This window comes from Deltaproteobacteria bacterium CG11_big_fil_rev_8_21_14_0_20_49_13 (assembly GCA_002796305.1).
In the GTDB taxonomy this organism is placed as follows: domain Bacteria; phylum UBA10199; class UBA10199.
Map to the genome: position 1 here is coordinate 24,316 of PCWZ01000086.1, position 15,914 is coordinate 40,229.

Annotated in this window: 10 protein-coding genes; 7 read left to right on the plus strand and 3 right to left on the minus strand. The window is 50.5% G+C overall.

The genetic code is table 11. The features are described from left to right. Positions 1-183 precede the first annotated feature (183 nt). The 4 genes from COV46_08600 to COV46_08615 all read left to right on the plus strand — a co-directional run bounded on the left by COV46_08600 (position 184) and on the right by COV46_08615 (position 7,003). Complete coding sequence (locus COV46_08600; protein ID PIR16381.1) at positions 184-3,735, plus strand: hypothetical protein; 3,552 nt, start codon at positions 184-186, stop codon at positions 3,733-3,735. A 4-nt stretch (positions 3,736-3,739) separates the two neighbouring features. Continuing rightward, positions 3,740-5,449, plus strand: coding sequence for a hypothetical protein (locus tag COV46_08605; protein ID PIR16382.1), 1,710 nt, complete (start codon positions 3,740-3,742; stop codon positions 5,447-5,449). A gap of 70 nt (positions 5,450-5,519) precedes the next feature. Next, on the plus strand, positions 5,520-6,005 hold the full coding sequence (locus COV46_08610; GenBank protein ID PIR16383.1) for a Holliday junction resolvase RuvX: 486 nt from the start codon (positions 5,520-5,522) through the stop codon (positions 6,003-6,005). Continuing rightward, positions 6,002-7,003: an aminodeoxychorismate lyase gene (locus COV46_08615; protein PIR16384.1), complete on the plus strand. Its 1,002-nt coding sequence runs from the start codon at positions 6,002-6,004 to the stop codon at positions 7,001-7,003. Before COV46_08610 ends, COV46_08615 begins: the two co-directional genes overlap by 4 nt. A 43-nt stretch (positions 7,004-7,046) precedes the next feature. Here COV46_08615 and COV46_08620 read toward each other — a convergent pair whose 3' ends face one another. Both COV46_08620 and COV46_08625 read right to left on the minus strand, forming a co-directional pair. Next, positions 7,047-8,024, minus strand: a complete 978-nt coding sequence (locus COV46_08620; GenBank protein PIR16385.1) for a hypothetical protein — start codon at positions 8,022-8,024, stop codon at positions 7,047-7,049. Between the two features lie 2 nt (positions 8,025-8,026). Then, on the minus strand, positions 8,027-10,837 hold the full coding sequence (locus COV46_08625; protein ID PIR16386.1) for an excinuclease ABC subunit A: 2,811 nt from the start codon (positions 10,835-10,837) through the stop codon (positions 8,027-8,029). A 107-nt stretch (positions 10,838-10,944) separates the two neighbouring features. Here COV46_08625 and COV46_08630 point away from each other — a divergent pair, with 107 nt between their 5' ends. After that, on the plus strand, positions 10,945-11,082 hold the full coding sequence (locus COV46_08630; GenBank protein ID PIR16387.1) for a hypothetical protein: 138 nt from the start codon (positions 10,945-10,947) through the stop codon (positions 11,080-11,082). Positions 11,083-11,138: 56 nt separating this feature from the next. Further along, entirely contained in the window at positions 11,139-11,456 is a 318-nt protein-coding gene (locus COV46_08635; protein PIR16388.1) for a cupin, read from the plus strand. A gap of 291 nt (positions 11,457-11,747) precedes the next feature. On the opposite strand, the gene COV46_08640 is transcribed toward COV46_08635, so the two are convergent. Continuing rightward, positions 11,748-13,445 carry an energy-dependent translational throttle protein EttA gene (locus COV46_08640; GenBank protein PIR16389.1) on the minus strand — a complete coding sequence of 566 codons (1,698 nt, stop codon included), beginning with the start codon at positions 13,443-13,445 and terminating at the stop codon, positions 11,748-11,750. Between the two features lie 448 nt (positions 13,446-13,893). Between COV46_08640 and COV46_08645 the strand changes: the two genes are divergently transcribed. Next, positions 13,894-15,867: a hypothetical protein gene (locus tag COV46_08645; GenBank protein PIR16390.1), complete on the plus strand. Its 1,974-nt coding sequence runs from the start codon at positions 13,894-13,896 to the stop codon at positions 15,865-15,867. Positions 15,868-15,914 lie beyond the last annotated feature (47 nt).

Below are 15,914 nucleotides of genomic sequence, written 5' to 3' on the forward strand. Positions count from 1 at the left end.
CCTAAACTCGGAGCCCTCGCTAAGGCGCCCTAAAAAAGTACGCAACTTATTCGCCGTTCTGCCGATAAATGACTAGTTATGAGAATAGTGTCAAAATCACGGATCATCGCTTATTTTTTACTGTTTACTGTTTACTGTTCACTGGTAACGGGGCTTTTCTCTGCCTGTGCGGGACCCGATTACATGCCCCAATATTTTCCGGCAAGCGACAGCAAGGAGGGGATGACCGTACAGGAAGAAGGGCCAAGCGAGAACGTGGCGACCGGAAGCTGTACGGTCAAATTCACAGCGCACCTTTGCGTATCCATATACGGCGAGTTTGTTAAGGTGGGGGTGGACGGTGAAGAGCCCCTCTGTGCCGATATCGACCCGATCCCTTTAGAGATAATGGGGGGTACGAATATAGTAGTTCGCGGAAATACGTTTCCAGATGTTCCGTTTGAAGGGCACGGTCTGCCGGCCCCAATCACCCTTAACGGAAAGGGTAATACTGACGGTGTTAATAATGTAGGAAATGGGAGCATTGACGAATCAGGCAACATAGAGATCGAAGGCTATTCGTTCTTTATAAACGCCCTTGGAATGGTAGGTGAAGTTCCGGACCTTGCGTTTACGACCGGTTCTACCGAGGATCTCGAAGGCTTGGGCGTAATAGAAGGTTCGCCTCTGACGGATGACGGCAAATTAACGCTCGTCATCGGCACAAAGATAGGTCATCTATTTCCCGCGGCGGACGAAAAACTTTACGGCGCATCTTTGAGCGCCATATTTGAAGGGGAGGTCAGCCCTTCTCTCTCTCAGTGTAAGGGCGGTGATTCAAAGCCTCAGTCAACCTTTGTTACCAAGATTGTCCTAGATGATACCGGACATCAGACAGAGGCGATGCTTCCGGGTCTTAACAGTATGGAGATCGGAAAGGCCTATATTTCACAGGGTTCGCAGGATATCGGCCCCGATTTCGAGTCTTCTGCAAAATTCAGGATAGTGAACGCCACAGCCAAGCCTATTTCGATCGATATACCGCAGATACAAGGTCCTTTCATGTTCGAGGCGCTTCAGGGAGCTTCTTTAAAGCAGGAGCTTCCGTCAAAGAGACCATTGATACTGAAAGTGACCTTTCACCCCGAAAAAAATAATGTAGAAGGTCCCGGCGAGATCTCACGGATGCTGATGCTGGGGCCCGATGTTTATCAGCTGGTCGGCGAGGCGATGAGCCCTTCCGGAAAGATGCTGATGGATGTGGAGGACGCGGACGGCAGATTCCAGCAGGCGTCCGATACTCTCAAACTGGGTGAGGTTGCGATATCCACGACGGGAAGACGCGAATTCTTCAGTTGCAGGATCATTAAATGTGATGGGGCCGAAAAACTTTCGCAGTGTATTCCTTGCGTAGATGTCCTTCTCAATATCTGCCAGCTCCTTTCCGTGGACAAGAACGGAGCTCCGATCGGCACCGTCGACCCGTCATGTGATCCTGTAGGGAACGCCAAGGACCTCTTTTCGATCGGGCTTGGCGGTCAAGGAGGCGTTACTCCCTCAAAAAGAACGATAGAGATAAAGAACGAGGGCGTTAAGCCGCTTACTATATCCGCCGTTGATATCGAAGAGCTCCCCGGTTCCAAGTCGGTGGAACAGTTCCAAGCCGTTGCGAACACTGCGCTCCCTGTGACGCTTAAGCCCTACAATATTTCAAAGGAGACCTTTAGGGTCACCGCCGTTTATGAGCCGAGCGATCTCATTGGTTTTGACGGGAGCGAGGCGGTCGTTGGTCGTCCGGCTAAAGACAGGGCCATGCTGAGGGTATCATCCGAGGGAACGAACAGAACAGTCGAACTTTTAGGAATGACCTCCGTAAAAGAGGTCCCTTCGCTTCATGTGTATTTCAAGAGCGCTACCGGCACCAAGGAACAGACCGACGGCAGCGAGTTCGCGTTCAGAGGTCTGACAACGGAGACAAACGATCTTGCGGCCCCCGTCTTTATAAAACTTTCGGACTCTGCGGTTAAATCCGTAAGGGTCACCAAGATATCGCTCGATGCCGGCTCTGCATTTGAATGGCTCGATACAAAGGACAAAATAGACGCAAAGCCGGAAAACGTAAGATGTACGACGCCCATTTTTGACGCCGGCGGCGGAGTTTCGGGCAGGATAACAGATCTCAAACCTGTAGGTCTGCTTCCCAACGGGTTTGATGTTAAGCCGGGCGCTTATACCGCAGACTCGATGCCTCTTTTTGGTTGCGTTAATTTTCATGCCGGTATGGAGAAGAAAAAACAGTATAAGGGCGGACTTACCATTCAGACAGTAGAATTAGAAAGTTCAGGCCAGCCGGTCCGCAATCCCGACGGCTCGTTGAAGCAGACAATGTTCAATATAGGCCTTCTGGCTGTCATCAATCCCATAAAGGGCAAGCTTATCTTCCGCTTGACGCAGACGATGGCGGGCATAATGAATCCGCAGTTCCCGGGCGTTTCGGCCGCATCTTCAAAAGAAGAGATGGATGTCCAGATCGCCGACGGTCTTGCAGAGGAGTCGGACAAGTTCGTCATGCCTGGCGCGATCGTTCTCGATCCGTTCGATGAAGAGACGATAAAAGACGAAAAGGGCAATGTCGTCACAACTCCGGGGGACGGTATCACGATGGTCTATCGCAAGATCGATACCCATCCGGTGAAAAATGTTTACGATGACCCTTTGTTGCCGGTTTATACCAGCCTGGTATACGATGGAGAAGCGCCCGAAGGTAACAAAGGCGTTTTCTTTGATTATCCTAACGTTCCCGAGACGCTCAAGAATCCCGGACTTAGGATCTATACGGCATCGCTTTCATATCCGGGTCCGCTGGCAACGCCGGACGAGCGCGCTGAAAACATCTCTCTCTGCCAGCAAGTTGATCCGTGCGGCGAGGAGGAACAGAAACTTTACGGCAAAGGACCGACCGATAAGACCAAGCGCGGCGTTTGCTCATTTTTCTACTGTTCTGCGGGCGGCTGGGACAAAAGCCCTTCGATGCACCTCTCCGAGGAGTTTGAAGGCGGCGAACGAAAGGATATGTGCAAGACGGTAGGCGAGCCTCAAAAGCTGTCCGATATCCCGGGATATTATCAGCTAAATGGACGGATTGATATTACGAACGTTGGTTTCAGACTCTGGGGCCCCACATATTTTAATAATCCCGCCGGCCCATTAGGTCCCGTTCCTCCGATGGATGCCATATTCAACCTCTCATTTACGACCGGAGTTTTATTGCCGGGCGGCGAGCACGATCTGATACCTGACAAGAGGGTCAATATCGCAAAACAGGAATATAAGATAAATCTTACCGATACTACATTGGAGACCCCGCGGCTTTGCGATACGTCCGTTAAGAACAGGCCGATAAGGGGCGAGGTCTACAGCTCGTGGAAATATCTGGCGCCGCTTTTGGTAAAAGATGAAGAGGGTGCGATGCCGGCAGGATGCCCGGAACCCGGAAATAATTTCACCGGCGGTTCCGCGTTCCTTAGGGGAAGGCCTCTTGATCAGGAGACCGGATCTATAACTTTGGTTGCCACGGCAAAGTTCGCCTCCGACAACAATCTAACGTTCGCTTTCAAGGACGTAATGTTCTTCGTGGTCCTTAACGGATGGATGTGCGACCCCGAAGGCTCCGAAGATAACTTCGAGGGAGTGCGTTGCTATGACAACGTTCAGAACTCAAGGGATGCGAACAATACCATCAGCATGATGGAATGATATTATGAACGATGTCGACAAATTTAAACTAGGGGGCTCAGGTTTTTGGTGCGGGAACGTTCTGGTTCCCACTACCGGCACGTCGTGGGGATACTCCTATATATGTCTCGGTGCGGGTCTCGATGTCAATTCGCTCGATCAGAGCTTTGGTATCGACCTTGGTTTTGAGCAGATCAGGAAGTTCGGAAAGCTCATGCCGGCGGGCGGCGAAGGGACAAAGGCATCGTACGATTCGAACCTTTTCAGGCTGAACATTCGGAGCTCTAACAAGGACGTAAATCTTGGAAGCGACGGGCGATTAGGTTATTCCATCAACCGGATATCCGGAAGGGCTTTAGGCGGCGGCTGGTCGGTATTTGGAAGCGATAGAAATGGCGGCGGCGCTTCCTATCACGTTTCCGGGAACGACAGCTGGCCGGTCCTTTTCTTTGAGACGACGACAGGCTACGGGCTCGAGATCTATTTTGGCGATCTATACCTTCAACCCGAGGTGCTTTTTAGAAAGAGGTCATATATCCCTCTTGTGAACGATAGCAGGCTCAAAGATCAGGCATTTGGGCCGTTGGACCTGGGCCTGGAATTTAAGCTCAATTTCGGCGGCGGCGTTCGCAGCGACGATCCCACCAGGGAAGGGCCACCGTCGCCATTTGCCAATACCTATGCCATTATCGGAGATGTTCTGGAAATGGTGCAAAGGGGAGTACAGCTCCGCCAGGACAGGCTGCTTGCCAAAGGGAACGGACTTTTGAACGGCGCCGGTTTTGATGCGGGAGGGGTGAGCCAGCAGACGGAAGACTTAGGTGTTCTTTACCTCTTCGAAGGGATCCTTGGCGGTGTAGGAATGGGAAGCTTCGCAGAAGAGATCAACGCATCATATAAGAGCGAGCAGTTCGATGTCTATGGCGCAAGATTGGGAATCAGGGGAGCGGGCGGACTTGTATCAATGATAGGAGGCTTCGTTGCCGGAAAGGATGGCGGCGGGGAGTCGCTACTTGCAAGCGGCACGTCAGATCTTTTTATGTTAGCGGACGGCCTTTTTTCGATGTCCGATATGGACCCGCGGCTTGAGATGGGGATAGGGATGTTGCTTGGAAGCCTGGCCCAGACGGCCGGCACGTTCATGGATAATAAGGGCCTGATGATGGGCGGCACGCGTTTTATGGTGAGACAGACGTTTTTTCCGGATGCCAAGAAAAGGAAATACATTAAATCCACAGAGGTGGCATTGCGTCCGTACAACAAGATATTAGCTGGGCCGGGGAATGCCACGGCATCGATAGCGGTCAGAAGTTATGTCGATAGCGGCGAGCTCTTTCCGGAACGAGATGAGGGGATGTATGTAGAAATGGAAGCTGAGACACACGCTTTATATCCCCCAAATATCGGGAAGCGAGTCTCCAACGCCGTCGGCGAACCGGCCGCATACGATAATATAAAAGCGGCCAGCAAGTTAAGGACCGGATTGGGTGTTAAGAAGAATATCCCCTTGAAGGAGGGCGCCGTTTCGCTGAGCTTTGCCGGGCAGGTGTATAGCGTCCAGCAGTTCAGCGGGGGGGGTACCGCCGGAGGAGGGGTTAGCGGTGAGATAGGAGTTGGTATTAATCTGACGGAAGATGTAAAAATGGGATTTTCCGGAAGGGCCGGAGTTGAGATACTTGCCGGTCAGAAGATGACCGCCTACGCAGGCCCCGGTCTTAGCATCTCCTGGAAATAAGCGGCCACCGGTCACGGAGCAAGTAAGCTAAAAATATATCTAAATCCATAACTTTTATCATATCTGCTCCATGACAAGTGGTTTCGGCTTGACGGCGCTCCGGGAGCACTGTAATTTACATTCCATATCTATGCGAGCAATGTCACTTGATGTTGGTACGAAACGAATAGGTGTTGCCCTTACCGATCCGCTTTGCATCTTTGCCCAACCGTTAAGTGTTATAGAACGCAAAGACATGTTTTCTGATTGCAAATTGATATGTCAGCTCGTTCAAGAGAACGATATCACCAACCTCATATTTGGCGTTCCCCATAACGATGAAGGAGAGGTCATCCATCAGGCAAAATATATACTTGACCTTAAAACTAAGGTGGAGGCCTGTTTGAAACAGAAGTGTTCAAACGTTGTAGTTGAAACGATCGATGAGACCATGACCACGCGTGACGCCCACGAAGAGCTGAAGGCGGCCGGCGTAAAACATTCCAAACGAAAATCGGTAATTGATAAAGTGGCGGCGGTCATGATATTAAGGGATTGGCTGGAGGGACGCAGATGAAACTACTGATAAAGCTCATTGTTGTTACGGCCGTGATCGTTTGTGTTTCATTTGGGGCGTTCGCCTATTTTGCATTGAGTCTTCCCATTATCCATGAAGAGGCGACTTTTGTCGTGGCTCGCGGCACCCCCATGATAATGATAGCGGAGCAACTCTCAAGGGCCGGCGTAATCAAGAATCCCATAATATTCTCTATAGCTGCAAGGCTTCTTCGCTATGACCGAAAGGTAAAGGCAGGCGAATATATCTTTGATAATGGTCTTTCTTCGCTGGACATCCTTAAGAAAATGGTGAGGGGAGAATGTAAGCTCTACAAGATAACCCTGATAGAGGGTTGGAACAATGACCAGATGGCGGAATATCTTGCAAATCAGCCATTCGCTACCGAGTATTTCAAAGATAACTTTCTCGCGGCGACGGGGGATAAGTACTTCGTCAATTCGCTTAAGATAGACAATTCAACCGCAGAAGGTTATCTTTTTCCCAACACCTATTTTATACAGAGGCCCCAAACCGGCGAATGGCTTGTATCTTATCTTGCAGGCGAGTTCTTTAAGAATTATACTTCTGAGTTCGAGGCGCGGGCAAAAGAACTGGGGATGACCACAAATCAGGTGGTGACGCTTGCGTCCATCATAGAAAAAGAGGCCGGTAACGATGCCGAAAGGCCTCTTATCTCTTCAGTATTCCATAATCGCCTGAAAGAGAATATGCTTCTGCAGGCCGACCCGACCGTTATTTACAGCATGAAAGCATTTGACGGAAATATCAGAAAATCAGACCTCTCCATAAAGAACCCGTATAACACCTACATCAACACAGGCCTTCCCCCGGGACCGATCGCCAATCCCGGAGTAGCATCGCTCAAGGCCGCTCTCTGGCCAGCCGAGACCGGTTATTTCTACTTTGTGGCAAAAGGCGACGGCACCCACCAGTTCAGCAAGACCCTTGCCGAACACAACATGGCAGTCGCCAAATATCAGCTAAATAAAAAATAATATATGGGTGATCCTTCGCTCCGCGCTCAGGATGAACATGTGGCTACAATCCGGGAGATTTGAGAAATTCGCCGTTGCTGCCAACGATGATGCCTCTTATAGTCTGGAGTTTCTTTATAAGGTCCATCCCGTTATCAGCGCCCAGAACGAAAATTCCGGAGGCAAGGGATTCTGAAACGGCGGCATTTCTGGATATTATGGTAACGCTCCTGCAAGACGGGGATATGCTTGTTCCCCAGCGGGGGTCTATCTTAGGGGCGTTCTCGTTGATAACGGCCGATGCCACCGAGACGTTGGAAATATCAAGCGTCATGCCTCGCTTTGCGTAGCGGCCTTCGGAATCGTTGACCTCTGTTCTCCAGTTGCCGGCAACGCTCTGACCAATGCCCCTTTTTGCAGGGCCGACGTCCGCAAGGGCGTTATCGATGTTGGCGTTATATGCGCCGCGGATAAGGAGGTCCGCCAAATATCCGTGGATTATATTCTTGAAACTTATCTTCATTCCCTTTTTCTTGAGATAGATAAGGTTCCCGCCGTTCCCTTTTACCTTTATCTGGTTGAAATTGCCTATCTCAGGGGTGGTCGTGATATCGAACGCCCCGTTGGTCCAGAGAAAGGACTTTTTTACGGCCACCATGAGTTGGGCGAACTCGGGCCCCACTTCCACAAAGCCAACGCCGGCGTTGTCGTTCACTTTTGAGACCTCGCTGGACGGATTGTTCTCGTCAAGAAGAGATGCCACCCTCCTTATATCTTCGAATATATAATTGAAGAGTTTCTCAACATCCCCGTTAAAGCCTCCTAGAGAGACCACTTGAAGCTCCGCTGGAATATTTCCGGGAAGCATTTCTCGTCTTGTGAACGTACATTTGCCGTCGGCCTTGCAGGTATTGCCTAGTGTGTCGTATTCACTGTCTTTTACCACGGCGGTTTTTTTTGAAGAAGGCGGTTTCTTGGCAAGGGGAACGTTTGGAAATAAAAGCGCCGCCGCTATTGCGGCTGATAACAGTATTTTTATCATAGTTACAGAACCTCTTTTAAGTACATTCCCGTATATGACCTTTGGTTCCGTGTCAACTCTTCGGGGGTGCCTTCCGCTATTATTTCACCTCCGGCGTTGCCCCCTTCCGGACCCAAGTCTATTACCCAGTCGGCGAACTTTATAACTTCAAGGTTGTGTTCGATGACAACTATTGTGTTCCCCGACTCGCCGAGCGTTTTTAGCACATCGAGGAGCTTTTGTATATCGGCAAAGTGAAGGCCGGTGGTCGGTTCGTCCATTATGTAGAGCGTTCGGCCGGTAGCGCGCTTGGACAGCTCGCGTGAAAGCTTTATCCTCTGCGCCTCACCGCCGGAAAGGGTCGTGGCCGATTGGCCCAGCGCAATGTATCCAAGCCCCACATCAAAAAGAGTCTGCAATTTGTTCCGTATAAGGGGAATGTTCTCGAAGAACTTATATGCCTGCTCGATGGTCATGTCGAGGATCTCGGCGATATTCGCCCCTTTATATCTTACCTCCAGAGTTTCACGGTTAAAGCGCCTGCCTTCACACTCTTCGCATGTGACGTAGACGTCGGGCAGGAACTGCATCTCTATCTGCAAGAGGCCGTCGCCTTCGCATGTCTCGCACCTTCCGCCTGCCACGTTGAAAGAGAATCTTCCCGGCTTATAACCTCGGGATTTTGATTCGGTAAGATTTGCAAAGAGGTCGCGAATATATGTAAAGACGCCGGTGTAGGTCGCGGGGTTCGAGCGGGGCGTCCTGCCGATGGGCGACTGATCTATATTTATTACCTTGTCGATATTATCGACCCCCCTCATTCCTCTCATCTTTCCCGCGGTTATCTTTGAACGATATATGCGTTGAGCAAGGCCGTTAAAAAGGGTTTCGTTAACAAGCGTTGATTTGCCGGAACCGGAGACCCCGGTGATGCAAGTAAAAAGTCCCAGAGGTATCTTTACATCTATGTTCTTAAGATTGTGTTCGCTGGCGCCGATCATCTCAAGGAATTTTTCTTTTGGGGCCTTTCTTTTCTTTGGTACCGGAATAGACTTTCTGCCGGTCAAATAAGCGCCTGTCAGGGACCTTGGGTTCTCCAAGATTTCTTTTGGCGAACCCTGCGCGATGATCTCGCCCCCATGGATGCCGGCGCCGGGACCCATGTCTATTATATTGTCGGCGGCAAGCATCGTATCGCGGTCGTGCTCTACAACAAGTACCGTATTGCCGAGATCACGAAGGGATTTTAACGTCTCCAAAAGCCTGTGATTGTCCCTCTGGTGGAGTCCGATGGACGGTTCGTCCAGCACGTAAAGAACTCCGGTAAGGGCGCTTCCAACCTGCGTTGCAAGGCGTATTCTCTGGCCTTCTCCGCCGGAGAGGGTCGCCGAGGCCCTATCGAGGGTCAAATATCCTATCCCGACATCGTGAAGGAAGTTAAGCCTCGCCTTTATCTCTTTAATGATACGGTTGGCGATGCCTAGTTCTTTTTTAGTGAAGCTTATACTATTAACTATCTCAATCAGCCCGTCTACCGACATTTTTGTGATATCGTTTATGGTGTTTTCGTGTATCTTTATATGAAGCGCCTCTTTTTTGAGTCTTGCCCCCTTGCAGGTGGGGCATGGCTGAATGTTCATGAAACGCTCAAGTTCGTCCCTTATATAATCCGAAGCGGTTTCTTTGAACTTTCGCTCCATGCTCGGCAGAACACCTTCGAACGGGGCGGAATAGCTCTGTTTGTGGCCGTGATGGTCGAGCTTAAAGCGTATCTCTTTGTCATCGGAGCCGTAGAGGAGGACATCCTGCACCTTTTCGGAAAGCTTCTTCCATGGCGTGTAGATGTCGAACTTATAATGGCTGGAGAGGTTCTGGTATATCTGGATATAGTAAGTGGAGGTCTTGGTCTGCCATGGCGCGATAGCCCCCTCACGAAGCGACAAATTCTTGTTGGGCACGACAAGGTCGGGATCGAAATACATCTTTGTGCCAAGGCCTGTGCATTCTTCGCAGGCGCCTATGGGGTTGTTGAACGAGAACATCTGCGGCGTTATTTCCGGATAGCTGATACCGCATTCGACGCACGCGGACTTGGAGCTCAATAGAATGGTATCGCCGCCGTGCTCTATTTTGATTATTCCGCCGCCATATTTCAGCGTCGTCTCCAGCGAGTCCGGAAGCCTGTTCCCCATCCCGGGCTTTATCACGAGCCTGTCGACGAAGAGGTCTATGTCGTGCTTTTTCTTTTTGTCGAGTTTGATATCCTCTGCGAGCTCTTTTATCTCACCGTCGATCCGCGCCCTCACAAAGCCGGCCTTGCGTAGCGCGGTGAGTTCTTTTGTGTATTCACCTTTGCGGTTCCTTGCGATCGGGGCAAGGATAGATATCTTAGCCCCTTGCGGCAACTCCATTATTTGGTCCGCCATCTGTGTTACGGTCTGCGACGATATTATTTTACCGCATTTGTAGCAGTAGGGGATGCCTATCCTTGCAAAGATGAGCCTTAGATAGTCATATATCTCAGTAACGGTTCCGACGGTCGAGCGCGGGTTCCTGCTCGTTGTCCTTTGTTCTATGGAGATGGCGGGCGATAATCCGTCTATCGAATCTACGTCAGGTTTGTCCATCTGTTCCAGGAACTGCCGAGCGTAGGCCGAGAGAGACTCCACGTAGCGGCGTTGCCCCTCAGCGTAGATGGTGTCAAATGCGAGCGTCGACTTGCCGGACCCCGAAAGACCTGTAACGACCACCAGTTTGTTGCGCGGGATGGTGACGTCGATATTCTTTAGATTATGTTCACGGGCGCCCCTAACTATGATGTCTGTTTGCGGCATAAATAAAAGTCTTCTATTATGTACGGCATTTTTCTTAATTTACAACTGATTTTTAATTGCTGATTTTTTTGCTATAGTCCGCCACATGGAAAAAAGGGGGGTCGGAAATGATAGATACCATAATGAAAAGACGCAGTATCAGGAAATATACCGATCAAAAGGTGACCGATGAGCAGATAGGGATGCTCCTCGACGCCGCAATGGCGGCACGGCTTAGCCTTGCTGTCGGGATCATGGGTTTCTAAAAACAAACCAGTTTATTGTTGAAATGATGTTCTTTGTGAGTGTATAGGTTCGCCATATGTCAATAATTGGCGAATCGTTAAAGCTTGCAGGGCTTATCAATTATCAGAAAGGCTCCATTGTCTCCAAGACCATAATAGACAAAAAGGTCGGTTGCGTAACTCTCTTTGCATTCGACAAGGGCCAGAGGCTAAGCACACACACGGCTCCGTTTGACGCGATGATATTCGTCCCGGATGGAGAAGCGGAAGTTGTTATCGCAGGTAAATCAAATATGGTCGGTACCGGCGACATGATCATCATGCCGGCCGGCAGGCCCCATTCGGTCGAGGCCAAAAAGCGCTTCAAGATGCTCCTTATAATGATAAGGGCCTAACGCTCGTTTCCCCATGAAAACGGGTGGAGAAAGGCCTTTCCAACTTGTCGTGGACCGAAAACGGGTCACCCATTAGCTCGTCTCAAGTCTTGCGTTTGGCGTTTTTGACCCGTTTTTTCGTTTATTTACTTATTTCAAAATATACTTTGTGGCCCTTGCCATGCCAATGACAACCAGTTTTTCCCATTCGACTAGCTGTTTCAGATCGCGCGTGGCCATTCTGGCAGAAATACCGAATCGCTTGGCATATTGTGCGGCCGTAATATGAGACACCAAAAATATGGGGGCTGGCTAATCTCTCTTTAACTTTTTATATTTTATCCGATGGACGTCTTTGGCAGAGATACCTAAACGGCGTTCTCGGTCTGCCTCGTATTCGGCGAAGTTTCCTTCGAACCAGAGTGTCTGCGAGTCGCCTTCGAACGCCAGGATGTGCGTTGCTACGCGGTCGAGGAACCAGCGGTCATGGCTTATGATGACCGCGCAACCGGCATAGTTCTCGAGTGCAACTTCCAACGCGCGGAGCGTATTTACATCGAGGTCGTTGGTCGGTTCGTCAAGAAGCAGGACGTTGCCGGGGTCCTTAAGTGTTATGGCAAGGTGCGCGCGATTTCTTTCGCCGCCGGAGAGTATCTTTATCTGCTTTTGCTGGTCGGTGCCGGAGAAATTGAAACGTGCGACGTAGGCGCGCGAACTTATCTCGCGCGAACCCAGGGTAACCATTTCGGAGCCGCCCGAGATGCATTCCCATACAGTTCGTTCATCGTCCGGCGCAAAGCGGTCCTGGTTGACATAACCGAGGCTAACTGTGTCGCCAATTTTAAATGTGCCGCCGTCGGGTTTTTCCAGCCCCATTATCATCTTAAAGAGGGTGGTCTTGCCGGCGCCGTTGGGACCGATGACGCCAACGATACCTCCCTGTGGGAGCGTGAAGTTCATCTTCTCAAAGAGGAGCTTGTCGCCGTAGGCCTTTGAAACGTCGTTGGCCTCGATGACCGTTGTACCCAGTCTTGGTCCGGGCGGAATATATATCTCTATCTCTTCATCTAACCTGTCGCGGTCCTGCTTTAAGAGGTTTTCATAGTTCGTGATGCGGGCCTTGCTCTTTGCGCGGCGCGCGGAAGGGGACTGACGTATCCATTCGAGCTCTCTGTCGAGCGTGCGGAGTCGTTTCTGGTTCGACCTCTCCTCGCGGGCGAGTCTTTCTTCTTTTTGCTGAAGCCATGAGGAGTAGTTTCCCTCCCATGGGATGCCGTAGCCGCGGTCGAGTTCAAGTATCCAGCCTGCGACATTGTCTAAGAAGTAGCGGTCATGGGTCACCGCAATGACGGTCCCTTTATAATCTTTTAGATGCCGTTCAAGCCACCAAACGGATTCTGCGTCCAAATGATTCGTAGGTTCGTCAAGTAGCAGAATGTCCGGTTCCTTAAGGAGCAGGCGGCAGAGCGCGACCCGCCTCTTTTCGCCACCCGAAAGTGTTTCTATGAGCGAATCATCCGGAGGACAGCGCAGGGCATCCATTGCAAGCGAGAGCCGGCTGTCAAGATTCCATGCATCTGTATGGTCAAGTCTCTCCTGGACCTTTGCCTGACGGTCGAGAAGCTTTGCCATTTCGTCGTCCGACATGGGATTTGCGAACGAGTTGTTTATCTCTTCGAACTCTTTTAACAGATCGACTATCTCCTGAACCCCTTCAGATACGACCTCTTTCACGGTCTTTTTAGGGCCAAAGACCGGTTCCTGCTCAAGAAAGCCTACGCTGTATCCTTTGGAAAAGTGGACCTCGCCTGTGTAGCCGTCATCGGCCCCGGCGATTATCCTGAGGAGTGAGCTCTTTCCGGAGCCGTTGAGGCCCAATACGCCTATCTTTGCTCCGTAATAGAACCCGAGCGAGATGTCTTTCAGGACCTGCTTTTTGGGGGGATGCACGCGGCCGACCATGTGCATCGAAAATACAACCTGTTTCCCTTCGTTCTCTTGATTTGCCATATGGCGGGCTCTCTTAGAGGAGTGGCCGGATAAATGCAACGGTAAATTTTTGCGTCTTCCCGAGGGACTTGTCATATTGGACAATATGTAATGTTCGAGACTGTTGAAAAAGTATCAATTTAGGTGTCATTGTGGGTCCAAAGGGCGAAACAATCCAGCGCTAAACAGCTGATTTCACGAGATTGCTTCGCCGGCAACGCCTCCTCGCAATGACTTTTTCAACAGGCTCGTAATCCCGCGCATAATATGGTGGCGTGGTGGCGTATATTATGTTACAAAACGCGGGCGAAAGAGGGGGCTTTGAAGGGGCGCAGTTCAAGAACCTTTCAAGGGAAAGAAGGTTGCTGATCAGTAAATAGAAGCTGGGGGCCGATGACTATGTAACCAAACCCTTCGACCTTGAGTTCATAAAAAACGTCGTGGCGAATGCGATAAAAGAAAATAACAAATGAAAGCCAAAAAAACAGCAGTCTCGAAATATATCCTCTCCGAGATCTTGAGCGAGATGGGGCATATGGTCCTTGGTTCGAAGAGGCTGGACCATTTCCTCAAATACTGCGTCTTGGCCGTTCCGGAGGTACTCAAATGCGACTTTGTGGCGATATCGCTCAATAGGCTTGATACTGTCCATGTAGGCGTTGGCGTAAGAAGGTCCGGATTGCGTCTTAAAGATGACTTTCAGAAGAATGTGAAGAAAAAGATCGAAAGGCATCTGAAAAGGCCGGTGATCTGGACCGAGGCCCAGCTTATCACCCTCGAAGAGAAGGGAGTGACAAAGGTGAGCGCCAAAGCCAAGGTGGTGTCGTTCCATCTGCATCCGCTGACCGTGTGGGGAGAGAGGATAGGGAGCATTTCGGTGGGCGCTGTCTCAAAAGACGCGTTCGCAAAGTATCATCTGAACATGCTCGAGTCCTTTGCGGAACAGGTTGCTTTGGGCCTTCAGAGCTTTCTCGACAGGAACGTGATAAAAGAACAGTCCTCAAAACTTGAGGCGGACAAGAAAAGGTTCGAGACCATTATCGGGGGAATGAAAGAAGGCCTTATACTTCTCGACAAGGATGGAATGGCCATCGCTGTCAATAGCGCGGCCTCCGCCCTTATGGATTCTAAGATAGACGAAGGCGCAGATGCCAGGGACTTCTCTATCAAAGAGCTTCAATCCGATCTGGAAAAGAAACAGGCCTTTGAAAAGGTCGTCTTTTTGAGCTCTCCGGCAAAGTCCACGATACACGTGAGAGCGACCCCCATCTTCGATCCATCTAACCAATATCAGGGAATGGCCGTTATCCTTATAGATGTTACGAGAGATCGCGAGATAGATAAGATGAAGTCCGATTTTGTGAGCGCCGTGAGCCACGAGCTTAGGACCCCTCTCGCGTCCATCAGGGAGGCCATTGCCCTTGTCTTTGACGGCGTGGCAGGAGATCTGACCGAGAAACAGAAGAAGTGCCTTGAGATCGCCTTAAGGAACTCGGACCGTCTGACAAGGCTTATAAACGATCTATTGAACCTTTCAAAGATAGAGTCCGGAAAGATAGAGATGAAGCGCACCTCCGTTTCCCTCGAGCAGGTGGTCGGGAATGTCATCTCCACCTTTGAACCTCAGGCGCAAAAGGCAAAGGCCGCGCTTAAGACCGACCTTGATAAGGACCTTCCTCATGTATTTGCCGATCCAGATCAGCTGACGCAGGTCCTCACCAATCTTATAGGCAACTCCATGAAGTTCACGCCTGAGGGGGGGGAGGTTCGTGTTGCGGCATGTGACATGCGATATGCGCAAGCGTCAGAGCTCATGACTCATGACGCACAACTCATGACGGACAGATGCTTCGTAGAAATTTCCGTGACCGACACCGGTCCCGGTATTTCAGAGGCCGATCAGAAGCTCCTCTTCCAGAAGTTCAGCCAGCTCGATACGGGTCTCACAAGAAAGCCGGGCGGTACGGGGCTGGGCCTTGTCATCTCAAAGGAGATAGTTGAAAAGCATGGCGGTCGAATATGGATAGAATCGGAGGTGGGGAAGGGAACGAGCTTTAAGTTCACCCTTCCGGTGTTCAGGATTGAAATGGTCTATCTGGACATCATTTCCCAGCAGATAAACAGGGTGAAGATGGTGCACGGTCATTTTTATCTGGTCGTAGCCAAGCCTCTTTCACCGGAGAGCGATAAAAAGGCCCATTCCGCAGAGCTCAGCCGTATCGAATCAGGGCTTAAAGATGTATTTGGCGAAAAGGCGGTCGTCTTCAAATATGGCTCCAGATTAGTGATAGCCGTACTTGACAGCGATCTTAGGAACACTGAACCCTTTATGGACGCGCTTGATAAGAAGAAAGAGGAAGGGTTCCAAGTGGAGATCATCTCCTATCCACAAGATGGCATAACATCGGAAGAACTTATGGAAAGGGTGCTCGCCAGATATTGAAGGGCACCTCTATAAACCCATTGTTATGTCATTGCGAGGAGCGTCCA